At 65.3% G+C, this 16,654-nt stretch carries 14 protein-coding genes; 12 read left to right on the top strand and 2 right to left on the bottom strand.

From position 1 onward, the window contains the following. The first annotated feature begins 181 nt into the window (after positions 1–181). Complete coding sequence (locus tag V2L18_RS17755; RefSeq protein ID WP_336179637.1) at positions 182–766, top strand: hypothetical protein; 585 nt, start codon at positions 182–184, stop codon at positions 764–766. Positions 767–917: 151 nt separating this feature from the next. Next, complete coding sequence (locus V2L18_RS17750; RefSeq protein ID WP_336179781.1) at positions 918–1,400, top strand: CreA family protein; 483 nt, start codon at positions 918–920, stop codon at positions 1,398–1,400. A gap of 36 nt (positions 1,401–1,436) precedes the next feature. Here the strand turns inward: V2L18_RS17750 and V2L18_RS17745 are convergent, their stop codons facing one another. Continuing rightward, a complete protein-coding gene (locus V2L18_RS17745) occupies positions 1,437–1,772 on the bottom strand; it encodes a hypothetical protein (RefSeq protein WP_336179636.1) in 336 nt (111 codons plus the stop codon). Positions 1,773–2,073: 301 nt separating this feature from the next. Between V2L18_RS17745 and cysS the strand changes: the two genes are divergently transcribed. The 5 genes from cysS (at position 2,074) to rarD (ending at position 7,869) form a co-directional block, all read left to right on the top strand. After that, on the top strand, positions 2,074–3,495 hold the full coding sequence (gene cysS / locus V2L18_RS17740) for a cysteine--tRNA ligase (RefSeq protein WP_336179635.1): 1,422 nt from the start codon (positions 2,074–2,076) through the stop codon (positions 3,493–3,495). A 282-nt stretch (positions 3,496–3,777) separates the two neighbouring features. Further along, complete coding sequence (locus V2L18_RS17735; protein ID WP_336179634.1) at positions 3,778–4,290, top strand: GFA family protein; 513 nt, start codon at positions 3,778–3,780, stop codon at positions 4,288–4,290. Next, complete coding sequence (gene pip, locus V2L18_RS17730) at positions 4,287–5,243, top strand: prolyl aminopeptidase (protein WP_336179633.1); 957 nt, start codon at positions 4,287–4,289, stop codon at positions 5,241–5,243. The genes V2L18_RS17735 and pip overlap by 4 nt, the downstream gene beginning before the upstream one ends. Positions 5,244–5,286: 43 nt before the next feature. Beyond that, complete coding sequence (cimA, locus tag V2L18_RS17725) at positions 5,287–6,918, top strand: citramalate synthase (protein ID WP_336179632.1); 1,632 nt, start codon at positions 5,287–5,289, stop codon at positions 6,916–6,918. A gap of 18 nt (positions 6,919–6,936) precedes the next feature. Continuing rightward, entirely contained in the window at positions 6,937–7,869 is a 933-nt protein-coding gene (gene rarD / locus V2L18_RS17720) for an EamA family transporter RarD (RefSeq protein WP_336179631.1), read from the top strand. Positions 7,870–7,925: 56 nt separating this feature from the next. On the opposite strand, the gene V2L18_RS17715 is transcribed toward rarD, so the two are convergent. Then, entirely contained in the window at positions 7,926–8,528 is a 603-nt protein-coding gene (locus V2L18_RS17715) for a TIGR00730 family Rossman fold protein (RefSeq protein WP_336179630.1), read from the bottom strand. A gap of 366 nt (positions 8,529–8,894) precedes the next feature. Here V2L18_RS17715 and V2L18_RS17710 point away from each other — a divergent pair, with 366 nt between their 5' ends. The 5 genes from V2L18_RS17710 (at position 8,895) to V2L18_RS17690 (ending at position 16,549) form a co-directional block, all read left to right on the top strand. Beyond that, the gene (locus V2L18_RS17710) at positions 8,895–10,553 is read left to right on the top strand and encodes a LysM peptidoglycan-binding domain-containing protein (RefSeq protein ID WP_336179629.1); all 1,659 of its coding nucleotides are present in this window, start codon (positions 8,895–8,897) and stop codon (positions 10,551–10,553) included. Positions 10,554–11,000: 447 nt separating this feature from the next. Next, on the top strand, positions 11,001–11,372 hold the full coding sequence (locus tag V2L18_RS17705) for a metalloregulator ArsR/SmtB family transcription factor (RefSeq protein ID WP_336179628.1): 372 nt from the start codon (positions 11,001–11,003) through the stop codon (positions 11,370–11,372). Further along, positions 11,369–13,273 carry an ABC transporter ATP-binding protein/permease gene (locus V2L18_RS17700; protein ID WP_336179627.1) on the top strand — a complete coding sequence of 635 codons (1,905 nt, stop codon included), beginning with the start codon at positions 11,369–11,371 and terminating at the stop codon, positions 13,271–13,273. Before V2L18_RS17705 ends, V2L18_RS17700 begins: the two co-directional genes overlap by 4 nt. Positions 13,274–13,520: 247 nt before the next feature. Further along, the gene (locus V2L18_RS17695; RefSeq protein ID WP_336179626.1) at positions 13,521–15,239 is read left to right on the top strand and encodes a type I secretion system permease/ATPase; all 1,719 of its coding nucleotides are present in this window, start codon (positions 13,521–13,523) and stop codon (positions 15,237–15,239) included. Next, positions 15,236–16,549 carry an HlyD family type I secretion periplasmic adaptor subunit gene (locus V2L18_RS17690; protein ID WP_336179625.1) on the top strand — a complete coding sequence of 438 codons (1,314 nt, stop codon included), beginning with the start codon at positions 15,236–15,238 and terminating at the stop codon, positions 16,547–16,549. Before V2L18_RS17695 ends, V2L18_RS17690 begins: the two co-directional genes overlap by 4 nt. Positions 16,550–16,654: the final 105 nt, after the last annotated feature.

Below are 16,654 nucleotides of genomic sequence, written 5' to 3'. Positions count from 1 at the left end.
GGTAATGCCGCTTGCGCCGAGCCCGCCGCCTCACCCCCCTCTGTCGGCTACGCCGACATCTCCCCCGCAAGGGGGGAGAGGGGTGCAAGTGGCGGGCGCTCGGCGAGCGTTGCGAAGATGGCAGGCCACCCGCGCGCGATTTTAATTGAAAACCGCCACGCCGCTTGGCACAGCTTGTGTCATGACCCGACGCACACTTGCCCGTATCGCGCTTGCCGGCCTCGGCGCCTCGGCGGTGATCATCGCCGCGATATGGTTCGTCGTGCTGCCCGCGTTGTTGCCGGACGGTCAGAAGCCCTTCGATTTCTACATGGGCTCGATGACTTTCGACCAGGTGCGCGACCTGATGCTGGCGCTGGGCGAGCGCGGGCGCACGCTCTACCGCTACGCGCTGGTACCGCTCGATATGGTGCTGGTGGTGGCCTACGGCGCCGGCATCGGCTGCGCCATTGTCTGGCTGCGGGGGATTCCCGAAACGCGGAAACAGCATCCCGACCCCTACGAAATGCGTCGCCGCCAGCCGGCGGGCCGGCGCATCCGCTCCGCCGTCGGGTCGGTTTTTCTCGTCGCGCCCTTCCTCGCCGCTGCCTTCGATTTCTGGGAGAACGTGCTGATCTTCCGCCTGCTGGGCCAGGGCGAGGGCGTCTCCCTGCGGCTGATGGAGGAACTGAACCGGACCACAGCCTATAAATGGGCCTTTCTGGGGCTTTCCGGGGTTGCGCTCTTTTTCGCGCTGCTTGGGTTCCTTGCGCGGCGCGGGCGCTGAATGGCCGCACGCCGCTGGCAATGGCGCTTGTTTGCGCCTACATGCCCAGAACGAAATTCTCTTTCAAACCATCACGACGAGAGGACGGACAATGCGCAAAACCATCGGCGCGAGGCTTGCGCGCGCGGGCGCTATTCTGGCCACGGCCGCCATGGTCGCGGGAGCGGGCGCAGCAGGCGCGCGGGCAGCCGACGAGCCGGAGCTGATCTTCAAGCGCTCGACGGTCTGGAAGTTTCTGACGCCCGACCACAAGCTCGCCACCTATGCGATCGACGATCCGATCGTCGAGGGCGTCTCGTGCCATTTCACGGTGCCGGAAAAGGGCGGCATTTCCGGCTGGCTCGGCGTGGCGGAGGAGGTGTCCGACATCTCGCTCGCCTGCCGGCAGGTGGGGCCGGTCTCATTCAAGGGCAAGTTCGAACAGGGCGACGAGATGTTCCGCCAGCGCCGCTCGCTGTTCTTCAAGAAGATGCGGATCGTGCGCGGCTGCGATGCCAAGCGCAACGTGCTGGTCTATGTCGTCTATTCCGACAAGCTCGTGGAGGGATCGCCGAAGAATTCCACTTCGACCGTGCCGATCATGCCGTGGGGCGACCAGATGCCGGCGAAATGCGGCGATTATCTCGACAAATGAGATAGTGCCGGTGGCGGGCATGGATCGGGAATAGCCTCACCGGGGCTTTGCGAAGGACCACGGCGACAGGTCGTGAAAGACGCCCGGCTCGTTGGTGTTGCCGGCGACCGCCACGAGGGCTGCGACGGGGGCGGCCAGCATCAGGCCGATAATGATGCCGGCGATGATGGCCTTCACCCTGTCGGCCGTCGTCATATCGTCGCGGGCAAGCCCCGCGCGGCAACGGCGCCGGGCGGCACCCGCCGTCTGACCGGCCGTCCGGCTGGCAGAGATGAAATGCAACCCGGGTCCGATATCGGGCTCGGTCCGGATGCGGGGATGCGCGGTCCCGTGCAAGCCGCTCGCATCGCCTGTGAACATGAACTTCGACATTTCCGGTACTCGTGACTGTTTCCGAACGTATCGATGGTGGCCGAACGGGCCTGAATGCGCGCTTAGATGTCTGTTCAGCGAAGGTTCATTCCCGACGCCCGACTTGACCCGACGCCCGACTTGACCCGGCGGCCGATGCGCCTTACACCGCTTGGCAATGAACACGGTCATCATCATTCGCATGAGCGACGAGATTATTTGCGGCTAGCGTCAGTGCTGGCTGTGGCCGTTTCCTCCTGCCCCAAATCGCAAGACGAACGCCCCGGCTAGCGCCCCGCTAGCACCGTTTTACGGGGTGCCCATGGCTCTTGTTATTTACAATACGCTCACGCGCGTTAAGGAAGCCTTCACGCCGATCGATCCGGCGAACGTGCGCATGTATGTCTGCGGACCGACGGTCTACGACTACGCGCATATCGGCAACGCGCGTCCGGTGGTGGTCTTCGACACGCTGTTCCGGCTGCTGCGCCATCTCTACGGCGCCGATCACGTTACCTACGTGCGCAACATCACCGACGTCGACGACAAGATCAACGCACGAGCGGAAGCGGAACGCCGCACCATCCGCGAGGTGACCGAGACGACGGCCGCCCAGTATCACGCCGACATGGCCGCACTCGGCGCGCTGCTGCCCACGGTCGAGCCGCGTGCGACCGAGCACATCGAGGAAATGAAGACGCTGATCGAGCGGCTCGTCGCCAGGGGCTTTGCCTACGTGGCCGAAGGGCATGTGCTGTTCGAGGTCGGCAAGATGGCCGATTACGGCAAGCTCTCGGGCCGCTCGCTGGAGGACATGGTGGCCGGCGCCCGCGTCGAGGTCGCGCCCTACAAGAAGGACCCGATGGACTTCGTCCTGTGGAAGCCGTCGAAGCAGGGCGAGCCCTCCTGGCCGAGCCCGTGCGGGATCGAGACCGACGGGCGGCCGGGCTGGCACATCGAGTGCTCGGCCATGGCGGGCAAGCATCTGGGCGAGGTCTTCGATATCCACGGCGGCGGCATCGACCTGACGTTCCCCCACCACGAGAACGAGATCGCCCAGTCCTGCTGCGCCCACGGCACGCCGAAAATGGCGAACTACTGGATGCACAACGGCTTCCTGCAGGTGGAAGGCGAGAAGATGTCGAAATCGCTCGGCAACTTCATCACCGTGCATGAGCTGCTGGAGAGCGACAGGGTCGGCGGGCGCACCTGGCCGGGCGCGGCAGTGCGGCTCACGCTGATGTCGGCGCATTATCGCCAGCCGCTCGACTTCACCCAGAAGGGGCTGGAGGAGTCGGTCAAGCTCATCGAGCGCTGGGCGAAGCTCGTCTGCGATGTGGCGCCGAATGCGAGCGCCGAGCCGCCGGCGGAGGTGGTCGACGCCCTGTGCGAGGATCTCAACACGCCGCGCGCGATCGCGGCGTTGCACGGGTTTGCACGCGCCGCGCGCGCGGGCGATGCGGCGGCCGCGCAGAAGCTTGCGGATGCGGCGGCGTTCCTCGGCCTGATGCCGGAAAGCTGGCAGGATGCGGAGGCACAGGCGGCCGAGGCGGCCGACGCCGATCCGGAATTCGCGGCAAAGGTGGAAGCGCTGATCGCGCAGCGCATCGCGGCGAGGGGGGCAAAGAACTGGGCCGAATCCGACCGCATCCGCGACGAACTCGTCGCCATGGGGCTTGTGCTGATGGACGGCAAGAACCCGGAGACGGGCGAGATGGAAACGAAGTGGGAGCTGGCGCGGTAAGAGGAGTTGGTCCGCAGGAGAGCGGGCGGCAGGTTCGGCGCTTGTGGCGTTACCCCCACCCCTAACCCCTCCCCTCAAGGGGGAGGGGGACGGATGCGGCCCTTTCGGGTGGGTGCGGCGCGTTTGTGCGTGCGGATCAGGGAAAGAGGTTTGCCCCACGGCCTACCTCCCCCTTGAGGGGAGGTCGAACGGCTTCTTCAGCCGTTCGGGTGGGGGTAAAGGCGGCAGGCTTGGAGCAGGCCGTCATTGCGTGAATGGCATTGGACTGGAGAGGACGTGGCAATGAATGAGACATCTCCCCGAACCGGCGGATGCCAGTGCGGCGCGGTGCGGTTTGCTGTCTCCGGACCGCTCGGCCAAGCCTCCATCTGCCATTGCCGCATGTGCCAGAAGGCCTTCGGCAGCTTCTATGCGCCGCTCGTCTCCATCACCGAAAAAAAACTCACGTGGACCCGAGGCGCGCCGGCCTACTTTCAGTCCTCCAACCACGTGCGGCGCGGCTTTTGCGAGACATGCGGGACGCCGCTGACCTACGAGGCGCCGGACGGGATCGCGCTCGCCATCGGGGCCTTCGATGCGCCGGAGACAATCGTGCCGACGGTCCAGTTCGGGTTGGAGGCCAAGATACCTTTCGTCGACCGGCTCCATTGCCTGCCGGGGATGACCTCCCTGGACGACCCGGAATCGGCCGATTTTCTGAAAAGCCTGGTGTCCTATCAGCACCCGGATCACGACACGCGCGACTGGCCGCCGGCCGACGAGGCCCCAAAGCCGTCCGCAAAGGAGACAAAATGAGCGATCTGGCCACCCTCTACCCGCCCATTGAGCCCTATGAGACGGGCTATCTCGATGTTGGCGACGGCCATGAGATCTACTGGGAACGCTGCGGGACGAAGGGCGCCAAGCCGGTCGTCTTCCTGCACGGCGGGCCCGGCGGCGGCTTTTCCGTCAACCACCGCCGGCAGTTCGACCCCAAGCGCTACGACATCCTGCTGTTCGACCAGCGCGGCTGCGGCCACTCGCGCCCGCATGCGAAGCTCGAGGCCAACACCACCTGGCATCTGGTCGCCGATATCGAGCGGCTGCGCGAGATGGTGGGCGTGGAGAAATGGCAGGTCTTCGGCGGTTCGTGGGGCTCGGCGCTGGCGCTCGCCTATGCCGAGACACATCCCGAGCATGTGAGCGAGCTGGTCATTCGCGGCATCTTCACGCTGCGCCGCTTCGAGCTGGAATGGTACTACCAGTCCGGCGCCTCGATGCTTCATCCGGAAAAATGGGAGCGTTTCCTGGCCCCCATCCCCGAGGACGAGCGCGGCGACATGATGGCCGCCTATCGCCGCCGGCTGGTGGGCGACGATGAAGCCGCCAAGCTGGAGGCCGCCAAGGCCTGGGCGATCTGGGAAGGTGAGACGCTGACGCTGAACCCGGATCCGGGCACCTCGGAGAAGTTCAAGGACGGCCACTTCGCGCTGGCCTTTGCGCGCATCGAGAACCACTATTTCGTCCACGGCGGCTGGCTGGACGAGGGCCAGCTCATCCGCGATGCCCACAAGCTGAAGGGCATTCCGGGCGTCATCGTGCAGGGCCGCTACGACATGGCGACGCCGGCCGTGACCGCCTGGGACCTGCACAAGGCCTGGCCTGAGGCGGAGTTCCATCTGATCGAGGCCGCCGGCCACGCCTTCTCCGAACCCGGCATTCTCGACCAGCTCATCCGTGCAACGGATCGCTTTGCCGACAATACCTGACAAGACACGAAACGCCTCGCCAGACAAAAGGCTGAACATTCCCATGTCCGTGACCGCTGTTTCTTCGAAGACCACCGCCCGCGAGCGGCTCTATCTCTTCGACACCACCTTGCGCGACGGTGCCCAGACCAACGGCATCGACTTTTCGCTGGAGGACAAGATCGCGATTGCGGACATGCTGGATAAGCTCGGCATCGACTATGTCGAAGGCGGCTATCCCGGCGCCAATCCGATGGATACCGCCTTCTTTCAGAAAAAGCGCACGAAGGCGGCGGCTTTCACCGCCTTCGGCATGACCAAGCGGGCCGGCCGGTCGGTCGACAACGACCCCGGCCTGCAGGGGCTTTTGCAGGCGCAATCCGATGCGATCTGCTTTGTCGCCAAGTCCTGGGACTTCCACGTCAAGGTGGCGCTCGCGACCACCAACGAGGAAAACCTCGATGGCATCCGTCAGTCGGTTGCCGCCGCCGTAGCCGCCGGCAAGGAGGCGCTGGTCGATTGCGAGCACTTCTTCGACGGCTACAAGGCCAATCGCGACTATGCGGTTGCCTGCGCGAAGACGGCCTATGAGGCGGGCGCGCGCTGGGTGGTGCTGTGCGACACCAACGGCGGCACGCTGCCCGACGAGATCGAGGCGATCGTCACGGATGTGATGCGCGCGGTGCCGGGCGATCACCTCGGCATCCACGCCCACAACGACACCGAGCAGGCGGTCGCCAATTCGCTGGCCGCCGTCAAGGCCGGCGTTCGCCAGATCCAGGGCACGCTCAACGGCATCGGCGAGCGCTGCGGCAACGCCAACCTCGTCACGCTGATCCCGACGCTGATGCTCAAGAAGGAGTATGCGGAGCGCTTCGAGGTGGGGGTGAGCGAGGACGCACTTTCCAAGCTCACGCAGTTCTCGCGCTCGTTCGACGAGTTGCTGAACCGGGCGCCGGACCGGCACGCGCCCTATGTCGGCGCGGCGGCGTTCGCCACCAAGGCCGGCATCCACGCCTCCGCGATCCTGAAGGATCCCAAGACCTACGAGCACGTGACGCCGGAAAGCGTGGGCAATCGCCGTCACGTGCTGGTGTCGGATCAGGCCGGCAAGTCGAACCTCGTCAGCCAGCTGAAGGCGCTCGGCATCGAGGCCGATCCCTCCGACCGCAGGCTCGACGGGCTGCTGCGCGAGGTGAAGGAGCGCGAGGCGCTGGGCTATGCCTACGAGGCGGCGGACGCCTCGTTCTCGCTGCTTGCCATGCGCCATCTGGGCGAGGTGCCGAAATTCTTCGACGTGAAGAGTTTCCGGGTGATGGTGGAGCGCCGCTACAACGCGGTGGGCGAGCTGGTCACCATGTCGGAGGCGGTGGTCAAGCTCGTCATCGACGGCGAGGAGCACATGTCGGTGGCCGAGGGCAACGGCCCGGTCAACGCTCTCGATATCGCGCTGCGCAAGGATCTCGGCAAGTACCAGAGCGAGATCGAGAACCTCGTGCTGATGGACTTCAAGGTGCGTATCCTCAACGGCGGCACGGAGGCCATCACCCGAGTGCTGATCGAGAGCATGGACGAGAAGACGGACGAGCGCTGGTTCACGGTCGGCGTGTCGCCTAATATCGTCGACGCCTCGTTCCAGGCTCTGACGGATTCGATCACCTACCGCTTGCTTAAGGGAGCTGCGCCGGCTGTCTGACCGGCGCATTCAACGAACATGACCACTCCGCCGTCCGGGCGAACCGCCCAGGACGAGGAACTGACCGCCTACGCGAGCGCGGTCGGGGCCTATGTCCTGTGGGGCTTCCTGCCGCTCTATTACCTGTTCCTGCATGCGGTTCCCGCCGAGCAGCTTGTCGCCCAGCGCATCGTCTGGTCGGTGGTGCTGGTGGGGGCGGTTCTTGCCGTCGTACGGCGCCTTGACGAGGTCGTCGCGGTCTTCACCGATCCGGGCCGGCTCTGGCGTCTGGCGCTGAGCGCGACCATCCTCGCCGCCAACTGGCTGATCTTCATCATCGGCATCGATGCCCACCGGGTGCTGGAGATTTCCTTCGGCTACTTCATCAATCCTCTGGTTTCCGTCGCGCTCGGCACGGTGTTTCTTGGCGAGCGGCTGAGCCGGGGACAGCAGCTTGCAGTCGCCATCTCGATGGTCGCGATTGCGTTGCAGGCCTGGGGCTTGGGCAGCTTTCCGTGGATCTCGCTGGCGCTGGCCTTTTCCTTCGGCACCTATGGCCTGATCCGCAAGACGGTTTCGGTCGGTGCCGCGCCGGGGCTGCTGGTGGAGGCGGTCGTGCTGGCGCCGATCGCGCTCGGATATCTCGTCTGGCAGGACATCGAGGGCGTGCTCGTCTTCGGGCCCGGGATCGGGATGATGGCCGTGATCGCGGCTTCGGGCGTGGTGACGGCGCTGCCGCTGATCCTGTTTGCCCGCGGCGTGCGCGGTCTGCCGCTCACCACCATCGGCATATTGCAGTATTTCGCGCCCTCGCTGCATTTCGTGCTGGCGATCGTGGTCTTCGGCGAGCCGCTGGACCCGATGCGTCTCGCGAGTTTCGCGCTGATCTGGCTGTCGTTGGCGGTGTTTACGCGCGATCTCTTGCGCAAGCGCGCCCGTGCGCTGGAGGCGGCGCGGAATCCGGTCGTGTGAGCGAGGTCGGGAGCGATCGGGACGGACCGCTGGCTCCCGCCCCGATTTGTCCTGTCTTAAAGCTGTGACAGCGGAACCGCGTCCTCACGGCCTTCGCCGTGGGTGCCGTTGGCGATGCTCTGAAGGTGGGGGACGATGTCGGCCGCGGAATTCGCGACGTGATAGGTCACGTCGAGCCCGTCGCGGATGAAGCCGTCGCGGCGCATGTGCTCCAGCAACTGGCGGAACGGTTCCCAGAAGCCCTTGATGTTGGCAAGCAGCACCGGCTTGGCGTGCTGGCCGAGCTGGGCCCAGGTCATCATCTCCACCGTCTCTTCCAGCGTGCCGATGCCGCCCGGCAGCGCGACGAAGGCGTCCGCTCTCTCGAACATCAGCTTTTTGCGCTCGTGCATGTCCTCGGTCACGATGAGCTCGCAGACGTCCTCCAGCATTTCCTCGCGGTCCTTCAGGAACCGCGGGATGATGCCGGTGACGTCGCCGCCGTTCTCCAGAACGGAGCGGGCGACGATGCCCATCAGGCCGACCGAGCCGCCGCCATAGACGAGCCGGATGCCGGCCCTGGCCATTTCGCGACCGAGTTCGGCGGCCGCCTCGCGGTAGGCGGGATCGGTGCCCGCGCCGGAACCGCAATAAACGCAAATGCTTCGAATGTCTGTCATGGGATCCAAGTTGGCACCGCGTGCGCTCGAAGGTCAAGCGGAGTTCTCATCCTGCGGGTTCGTCCGAATGCCGTGCACCCGGGCCGGCGACCAGTCCCAGCGGGGCGCGAGCTCCCTTTGCGGCATGCGGACAGAATCAGCGCACGCGAACGCTTGCCAGCGCTTCTGCGCCGCGCGGGAAAGCGACGCAAGGCCAGCCACTTGCCGCCGTTTGCTTGCCGCAGGAGGCAAAGGCGTATAACCATGCGTTGAATTTGCGGACGAACGCCGCCCGGGATGTGGCATGCCTCAAGGCGCGTTTCCGCCGGTTTTCCCGTGAGCGGCCCCGGTCTCACATCCTTCAGTCTCAGGGAGCGCGAAGGCTCGATGTTCAAGGTATTGCTCGCAGGGCTTTTCGGTATCGCCGTCGCGGTTGCCCTCGCCATCTTCGGGTATCAGGCCGGATACTTCGACAGCTTCCGCAAGGGGGGCGGACCGGCGCCGCAGGTTGCCGGCACCGCGCCGCAGCAGGGAACGAAATCCGCCAAGGCGCCTGCCGCCGGCAAGGCCCCCGTCACCGGCAAGGATGGTGGCGCGGATGTCGCTGCGAAGGCGTCCGCACCGCAGGCCGGCAGTTCCGCGACCGGTGCCGCCGACGCACAGGCCGAGGCGACGCAGGCGATCGCGCCGACCTTCGACGTGGTTCGGGTCGAGCCGTCGGGCGATGCGGTGCTGGCCGGGCTCGCCGAGGCGGACGCGACCGTCGCTCTGGTGGCCAACGGCAAGGTCATCGCCAAGACGAAATCGAACAGCGCGGGCGAATGGGCCATCGTGCTCGACGACCCGCTCAAGCCCGGCGATTACGACATCGCCATCCACTCCGAAAAGGATGGCGAGGCGCCGGCGGAATCGACCCAGCGCGTGACCGTGTCGATCCCGAAGGACCGCGACGCCGGCGACGTGCTCGTCGTCATGAATGCCGAGGGCGAGCCGAGCACGATCCTGCAGCGCCCGGGCGAACGCCAGCCGAGCGTGGTGGCCTCCAGCGAGCAGCCTGCCGGGAACGCGACGCCGGGCGCGACCGAGCCCGGCGCCGCCGATCAGGAAGCCGAGGCGCTGGCAAGGGAGACGGCAGAGGCCGTGAGCGCGCCGCAGGAGCCGGCCGCAACGTCGGCGGCGGAAGCGGAGATGAAGGTCGCCGCCGCGCAGAGCGAAGCCGCTGGCGCGGACGAGACCCGCGAGACAGCCGGGCAGGGCGAGGTGGTTGCCAAGGCCGATGACGAGAGCGCGAACGGCACGCCGCCGGAACCGGAGCCTGCGGGCGAGGAGGCCTCGCCGCGTGAACCCGCGCCCGCGCAGGACCTCGCCGCGGCGGACAGCGCGAAGACCGACGAAGAAAAGGCGGTCTCCGCCTCGGCCGAGGCGACGGTGGCGAGCGCGGCCGGCGGCGCGGCAGGGCAGGCACCCGAGGCGAGCGGGGCGCCCGAGACGCCTCGATACAGCGTCACCGTCGATGCGGTGGAGAGCGAGAAGGGCAAGATTTTCGTCGCCGGCACGAGCAATCCCGGAGCGACGCTGCGTATCTACCTGGGCGAGGACTATCTCGGCGAGACCACTGCGCGGGCCAATGGCCGCTGGCTGCTGGAGACCGAGCACGAGATGCAGGCCGGCAAGCATGATGTGCGCGCCGACCTGGTCAAGGGAGCGGAAGGCACGGTTCTGGCGCGCGCCGAGGTGACCTTCGAGCGCGCACCGGATGCGGTGATCCTGGCGCAGGTCGCGGCGGAAGGCTCGGCGGGCGAGGGGACGGGTGCCAGCGCGTCCGCCACCGCGCGTGTGCCCAACGTGATCATCCGCAAGGGCGACAATCTCTGGACGATCTCGCGCAGGCTCTACGGCAAGGGTATCCGCTACACGACGATCTACGAGGCCAACCAGGGCCAGATCCGCAATCCCGATCTGATCTATCCCGGCCAGGTGTTCCTCACCCCCGTGGGCGATGACGCCTGGAAGGGCGACACGGAAGACCCCTCCGCCACGAACTGAGGCGGGTGGTTCCGCAGCCCGGATTTCCGGTGCTTGGACCCATCCTGAGAGCCCAGCCCGAAAATGGTATTAGAATACGCAAGTTCTGCAATGCAGGCGTTTGTCCCTGTACAGAACCACAGGCACGATTGTCATCCCCGCGAAGGCGGGGATCCAGTAACCACAAGATTTCCCTATTGAATTGAACAGCAGCGCTCACGGGGTGCTGGATCCCCGCCTTCGCGGGGATGACAGCCAGGAGCAAGCCGCGCACATTTCCGGGGCAGAAATTGAGAGCGCCCGTAAGAGCACGTCTCGACGGACGGCCCCTTGTCCCGCCGTCCCGCCCCTTGCGTACTTCTGCCCCTTGCATCCGCGGTATTCATCGTCTATCGACGATCATCGATGAGCGGCTCCGCCTGCCGCGCCGCCTTCGGGCGATCGAGACAAAGCAATCCAAGGACGTTCATGCCCCCTCTCGATGACGACAGGCTCGCCGCCTGTTTCAAGGCCTTTGCCCATCCGGCGAGGCTCGCGATCCTTCGGGCTCTCGCCGACAACGACCGGCGCTGTTGCGGCGACATCGTCGGCATGTTGCCGTTGGCGCAGTCGACGGTTTCGCAGCACCTGCAGATCCTGCGCGAGGCCGGGCTGGTCCGCGGCGAGAACGAGGGCCGGCGCTCGTGCTACTGGCTGGATGCGGAGGCCGTGCGGGCCTTCGCCGAGAGTTCCGCCGCGCTGTTCGCCGTGCTGGGCGAGACCGAGGGCAAGTGCGCCACGGTTCCAGCTGCCGATGCGGTCGCGATGAAAGAGCTTCAAACGTCGGAGGCCGGTCGATGAGCGCTTCGGAAAAAAGGCGCGCGACTGTCGACGAGACCTCGACGCTGCGCACTGTCCTCAATCTCTGGCCCTACATCTGGCCAACCGACCGGCCGGACCTGAAGAACCGGGTCGTCATGGCGCTGGGGATGCTTCTTCTGGGCAAGATCGTCACCGTTCTGGTGCCCTACAGCTTCAAGTGGGCAACTGATGCGCTGACCGGGGAGTTGGACACGGGCGGGCTCGGGCTTCCGGTCTGGGCGGTGACGCCGATGATGCTGGTGGCGGCCTATGTCGTCGGCCGCATGCTGATGATCGCCTTCAACCAGGTGCGCGACGCGCTGTTTGCCCGCGTCGGCCAGCACGCGGTGCGCCAACTCGCCTACAAGACCTTCGTGCACATGCACGAGCTGTCGCTGCGCTTCCACCTCAAGCGGCGCACCGGCGGGCTCTCGCGCATCATCGAGCGCGGCGTGAAGGGCATCGAGACCATCGTCCGCTTCACCATCCTCAACGCGATTCCGACCGCGCTGGAATTCGCGCTGATGGCGGCCGTCATCGCCTACCAGTTCTCCTGGTCCTATGTCGGCGTGATCGCGATAACGGTGTGGCTCTATGTCTGGTTCACGGTCAGGGCATCGGACTGGCGCATCAACATCCGCAAGGTGATGAACGACAGCGACACCGACGCCAATTCGAAGGCGATCGACTCGCTTCTGAACTACGAGACGGTGAAGTATTTCAACAACGAGCGCATGGAGGCCTCGCGCTTCGACGTCTCCATGGAGCGCTACGAGGGCGCGGCGGTGAAGACCTGGACATCGCTCGCCTGGCTCAACATGGGCCAGACGGTGATCTTCACCCTGGGCATGGGCGCGTGCATGGCGCTTTCCGCACAAGCGGTGATGGCGGGCGAGCAGACCGTCGGCGACTTCGTCATGATCAACGCGCTTTTGATGCAGCTCTCCATTCCGCTCAACATGATCGGCTACATCTACCGCGAGCTGCGCCAGGGGCTGATCGACATCGCCGACATGTTCGATCTTCTGTCGGTGGAGGCCGAGGTCGTCGATGCGCCGGACGCAACGCCGCTTGCGGTGGACGGCGGCACGATCCGTTTCGAGAACGTGCATTTCGCCTACGATCCCGACCGGCAGATCCTGAAGGGCGTGTCGTTTGAAGTTCCGAGCGGCAACACGGTCGCCATCGTCGGGCCTTCCGGGGCGGGCAAGTCGACCATCTCGCGGCTGATCTTCCGCTTCTACGACGTGACCTCGGGCGCCATCACCATCGATGGGCAGGATCTGCGCGAAGTGCAGCAGGAGACGGTGCGCGCCAAGGTCGGCATGGTGCCGCAGGACACCGTGCTCTTCAACGACACCATCCGCTACAACATCCGCTATGGGCGGCCTTCGGCGACCGACGCGGAGGTGGTGGAAGCTGCGCGCATGGCGCAGATCGGCGCCTTTATCGAGAACCTGCCGCAGGGTTTCGATACGGAAGTGGGCGAGCGCGGCCTGAAGCTGTCGGGCGGCGAGAAGCAGCGCGTGGCGATCGCCCGGACGCTCTTGAAGGCGCCGCCGATCCTGATCCTCGACGAGGCGACCTCGGCGCTCGACACCCAGACCGAGCGGGAGATCCAGTCCGCACTCGACGTGGTATCCAAAAACCGCACCACGCTGGTGATCGCGCACCGGCTGTCGACGGTGGTCGGCGCCGACCAGATCCTGGTGCTGGAGGCCGGCCGGATCGTGGAACGCGGGACGCACGCGGAGCTTCTGGCCAAGGACGGGCTTTATGCCTCTATGTGGGCCCGCCAGCGCGAGGCGACGGAGGCCGAGGAACGCCTGCGCCAGGTGCAGGAAGCCGACGGCGACTTCATCGTGCGCCGCGGGCCGAAAGCGGAAGAGGTGGTGGAGTAGGGCAACTGTGTTTGTCACGAAGTCCTGATTGACGCTTGGTTTCTGGTCATCGCGTTTATGATGACGAGGAACTGGCGTGCGAAAGCGGTTCGCCTGGCCTAGCCGCTCTCATGAGGATACGTGGACAACGGCAACGGCAAATCAGCCGAAAAGAGAGCTTGAAAACCGCAGGCGGGACTCTGTATCTTCCCTTATGGTATTTGAAATTATATTTTTAACAATATAAGTAATTCTGGGGAATGGGGCGATGTGGCGCGCCTTGACAGGGGCTGCTGTATTTACGGGCGTTATCAATCTTCTTGCGCTGACCGGTCCTCTCTTCATGCTGGAGGTTTATGACCGGGTCATACCAAGCGGGAGCGTTCAGACGCTGACGGCGTTGCTTCTTCTGGTGGCGGGGCTTTATGCCTTTTCCGGCTTTCTGGACGTGGTTCGCGGCAAGATCATGAGCCGGATCGCGGGGCTGGTGGATGCCGCGCTGGCGAAGCGGGTGATCGCCGTCGTCGCCGGTGCGCCGCTTCGCATGAAAATGGTCGGCGATAGTCTTAAGCCGGTCCGGGAAGCGGACCAGATCAGACAGTTCTTGTCCAGTTCCGCTCCCGCCACGTTGTTCGACCTGCCCTGGATGCCGATCTACCTCGCGATCTGCTTTTTCCTCCATCCATTGATTGGCTGGTTGGCCGTCGCGACCCTCACCGTTCTTGTGGCGCTCACCGTCGCGGCCGATCTGCTCACGCGACGCCGGATGGACGAGATCGCGGAAACCTTCGCGTCCCGCAACCGCCTCGGCGAGGCGGCAAACCGCAATGGCGAGGCGATCGCGGCGATGGGCATCCTGCCCGAAGTGAGTGCGCAATGGTCACAGGCCGAGTTCCGCGGCGCGGAGTTGCAACGCCAGGTGGCAGATATATCCGGATTGTTCTCCGGCATGTCGAAAACCATCCGCCAGATGGTTCAGTCCGGATCGCTGGCGCTGGGCGCATGGCTCGTCATCCACGGCGACATGACCGGTGGATCGATCATCGCGGCCTCGATCATCGTTGCCCGTACCCTTCAGCCGATCGAGCAGGTGATCGCCAACTGGCGCGGCATGATGGCGGCGCGGCAGGCCTGGCAACGTCTTGAGAGCGTGTTCGCCCTGTTTCCGGAGGAACAGGGGCGAACGATTCTGCCGGCACCCGTCAGGCACCTGCATGTCGAGGGGGTGTTCGCGGCGCCGCCTGGCGAGCGCCGGCGCATGACCGTTCACAATGTCGGCTTTCAGGCACAAGCCGGGACCGCGGTCGGGATCATCGGACCAAGCGCTTCGGGTAAGTCCTCGCTCGTGCGCACGATAACGGGTGTCTGGCCGGCGCAGCGCGGCCGGGTGTGCCTCGATGGCGCGGCGCTCGACCAGTGGACGGCCTGTGAGCGCGGACGTCACATCGGCTATATGCCGCAGAGCTCCGACCTCTTTCCGGGCACCGTTGCGCAAAACATTGCACGGCTCGATCCCGATGCCCGCGACGAGACCATCATCGCGGCGGCGCGAGCGGCCGGGGCGCACGACATGATCGTCGCCCTGCCCGACGGGTACGAGACGCAGGTCGGGGACGGCGGCGTAAACCTGTCAGCAGGTCAGCGTCAGCGGGTGGCCCTTGCCCGCGCCCTCTATGGCGATCCGTTCCTCTTGGTACTCGACGAACCGAATTCCAACCTCGACCTGGACGGAGACAAGGCGCTCGCCGAAGCCATCGCGCGAGCAAAGGCGCGCGGTGCGATCGTCATCGTCGTTGCCCATCGCAACAGCATCCTCTCCCAGATCGACATGCTTCTGGTGATGGAGGAGGGGAGCGCCAAAACGTTCGGTCCGCGCGATGCGGTGCTCAAGTCGCTTCAGCAGAAACAGTCCGCGCGTGGGCGCTTGCAGCACGGCCCGCCGGCTCGGGCTCTGACCGTCATCGAAGGGGAGGGGGGACAGTCGTGAAAGAGACGGAACGCACCATTCTTGTCCGCTCCCTGCGCAGAAATCTTCTGGCCGGCTTCGCCGGGATTCTGCTCCTGTTCGGCGGTATCGGCGGATGGGCCGCGACCGCTGAGCTTTCCAGTGCCGTCGTGGCGGCCGGCGTTCTCGTGGTCGAGGGGAATGTCAAAAAGGTTCAGCATCCCGAAGGCGGCATCATTGCCAAGCTCATGGTGCGTGAAGGCCAGCGGGTCGAAGCGGGGGAAACGGTTGTCCTGATGGATGACACCGCCGCTCGCGCCAACCTCGCTGCCATCGAAAAAAGCATCACCCAGTTGCTGGCGCGTCAGGCGCGGCTGGAAGCGGAGCGGGACGGGGCCTTGGAGGCGGCCGTGTCGCAAGAACTCCGCCATCGTCTGCACGGCGACGACGCGAGACTGGCCATGGCCAATGAGCGGCGGCTGTTCCAGGACCGTCGGGCGTCTCGCGACGGGCGAAAAGCACGCCTGCGCGAGCAGATCCTGCAGCTCCACCAGCAGATCGATGGTCTGGAACTGCAACAGCAGGCGAAGGTCCGGGAAATCGAGCTGATCGGAAAGGAACTGGACGGTCAGCGCCGTCTGTTCAAACTGGGACTGACCTCATTGAGCCGGGTCAACAATCTGGACCGCAGCACCGCCCGCCTGCACGGCGAGAGCGGTCAACTCAAGGCGTCCGCCGCCGCCTTGCGGGGCGCGATCGCCGAGTTGCAGCTTCAAATCCTTCAGGTCGATCGGGAAGCGCAGACGGAGGTGGCGGCCGAATTGAGAGATGTCGCCAATCAGCTTGCAACGTTGGCGGAGGACGAGGTGACGGCGCGCAACCGTCTGGCTCATGCGGACGTCAAGGCCCCGATCTCAGGCGTGGTCCACCTGTTATCTGTGCACACGGTCGGCGGTGTCGTGACGGCAGCCGAGACATTGATGGAGATTGTGCCGCGCTCCAGTGTCCTGACCGTAGAGGCGCGGGTATCTCCGCAAGACATCGACCAGATCTCAACAGGTTTGCCCACCACATTGCGCCTGTCGGCATTCAACCGCAACACCACGCCCGAACTGACGGGGTCGATCATTCGGGTTTCGGCCGATCTGGAGACCGATCAGGCAACCGGGACGAACTTCTACCGTGCGGCGATCCGAATTCCCGATCACGAGCTCCGGCGCCTGCCATCAGGCCTTGCCCTCCTCCCGGGCATGCCCGTGGAAGCATTCATTCGCACCGGCGATCGCACGGTGCTCTCGTATCTCGTCAAGCCCATCCAGGACCATGCGAGCCGGGTCTTCAGGGAGGAGTGACGTCGCATGTTTACGGCGCGACCTTGCGCCAGAGAAACGGACGCAGCAGGCCGAACGCCTGGACAGCAGGACTGCTGCGTCCGTCTGCGACCGGCGAATGGTTCG

Source organism: Breoghania sp. JC706, assembly GCF_037026715.1.
Lineage (GTDB): Bacteria > Pseudomonadota > Alphaproteobacteria > Rhizobiales > Stappiaceae > Breoghania.
This window is presented reverse-complemented; position numbering and strand designations above follow the sequence as displayed.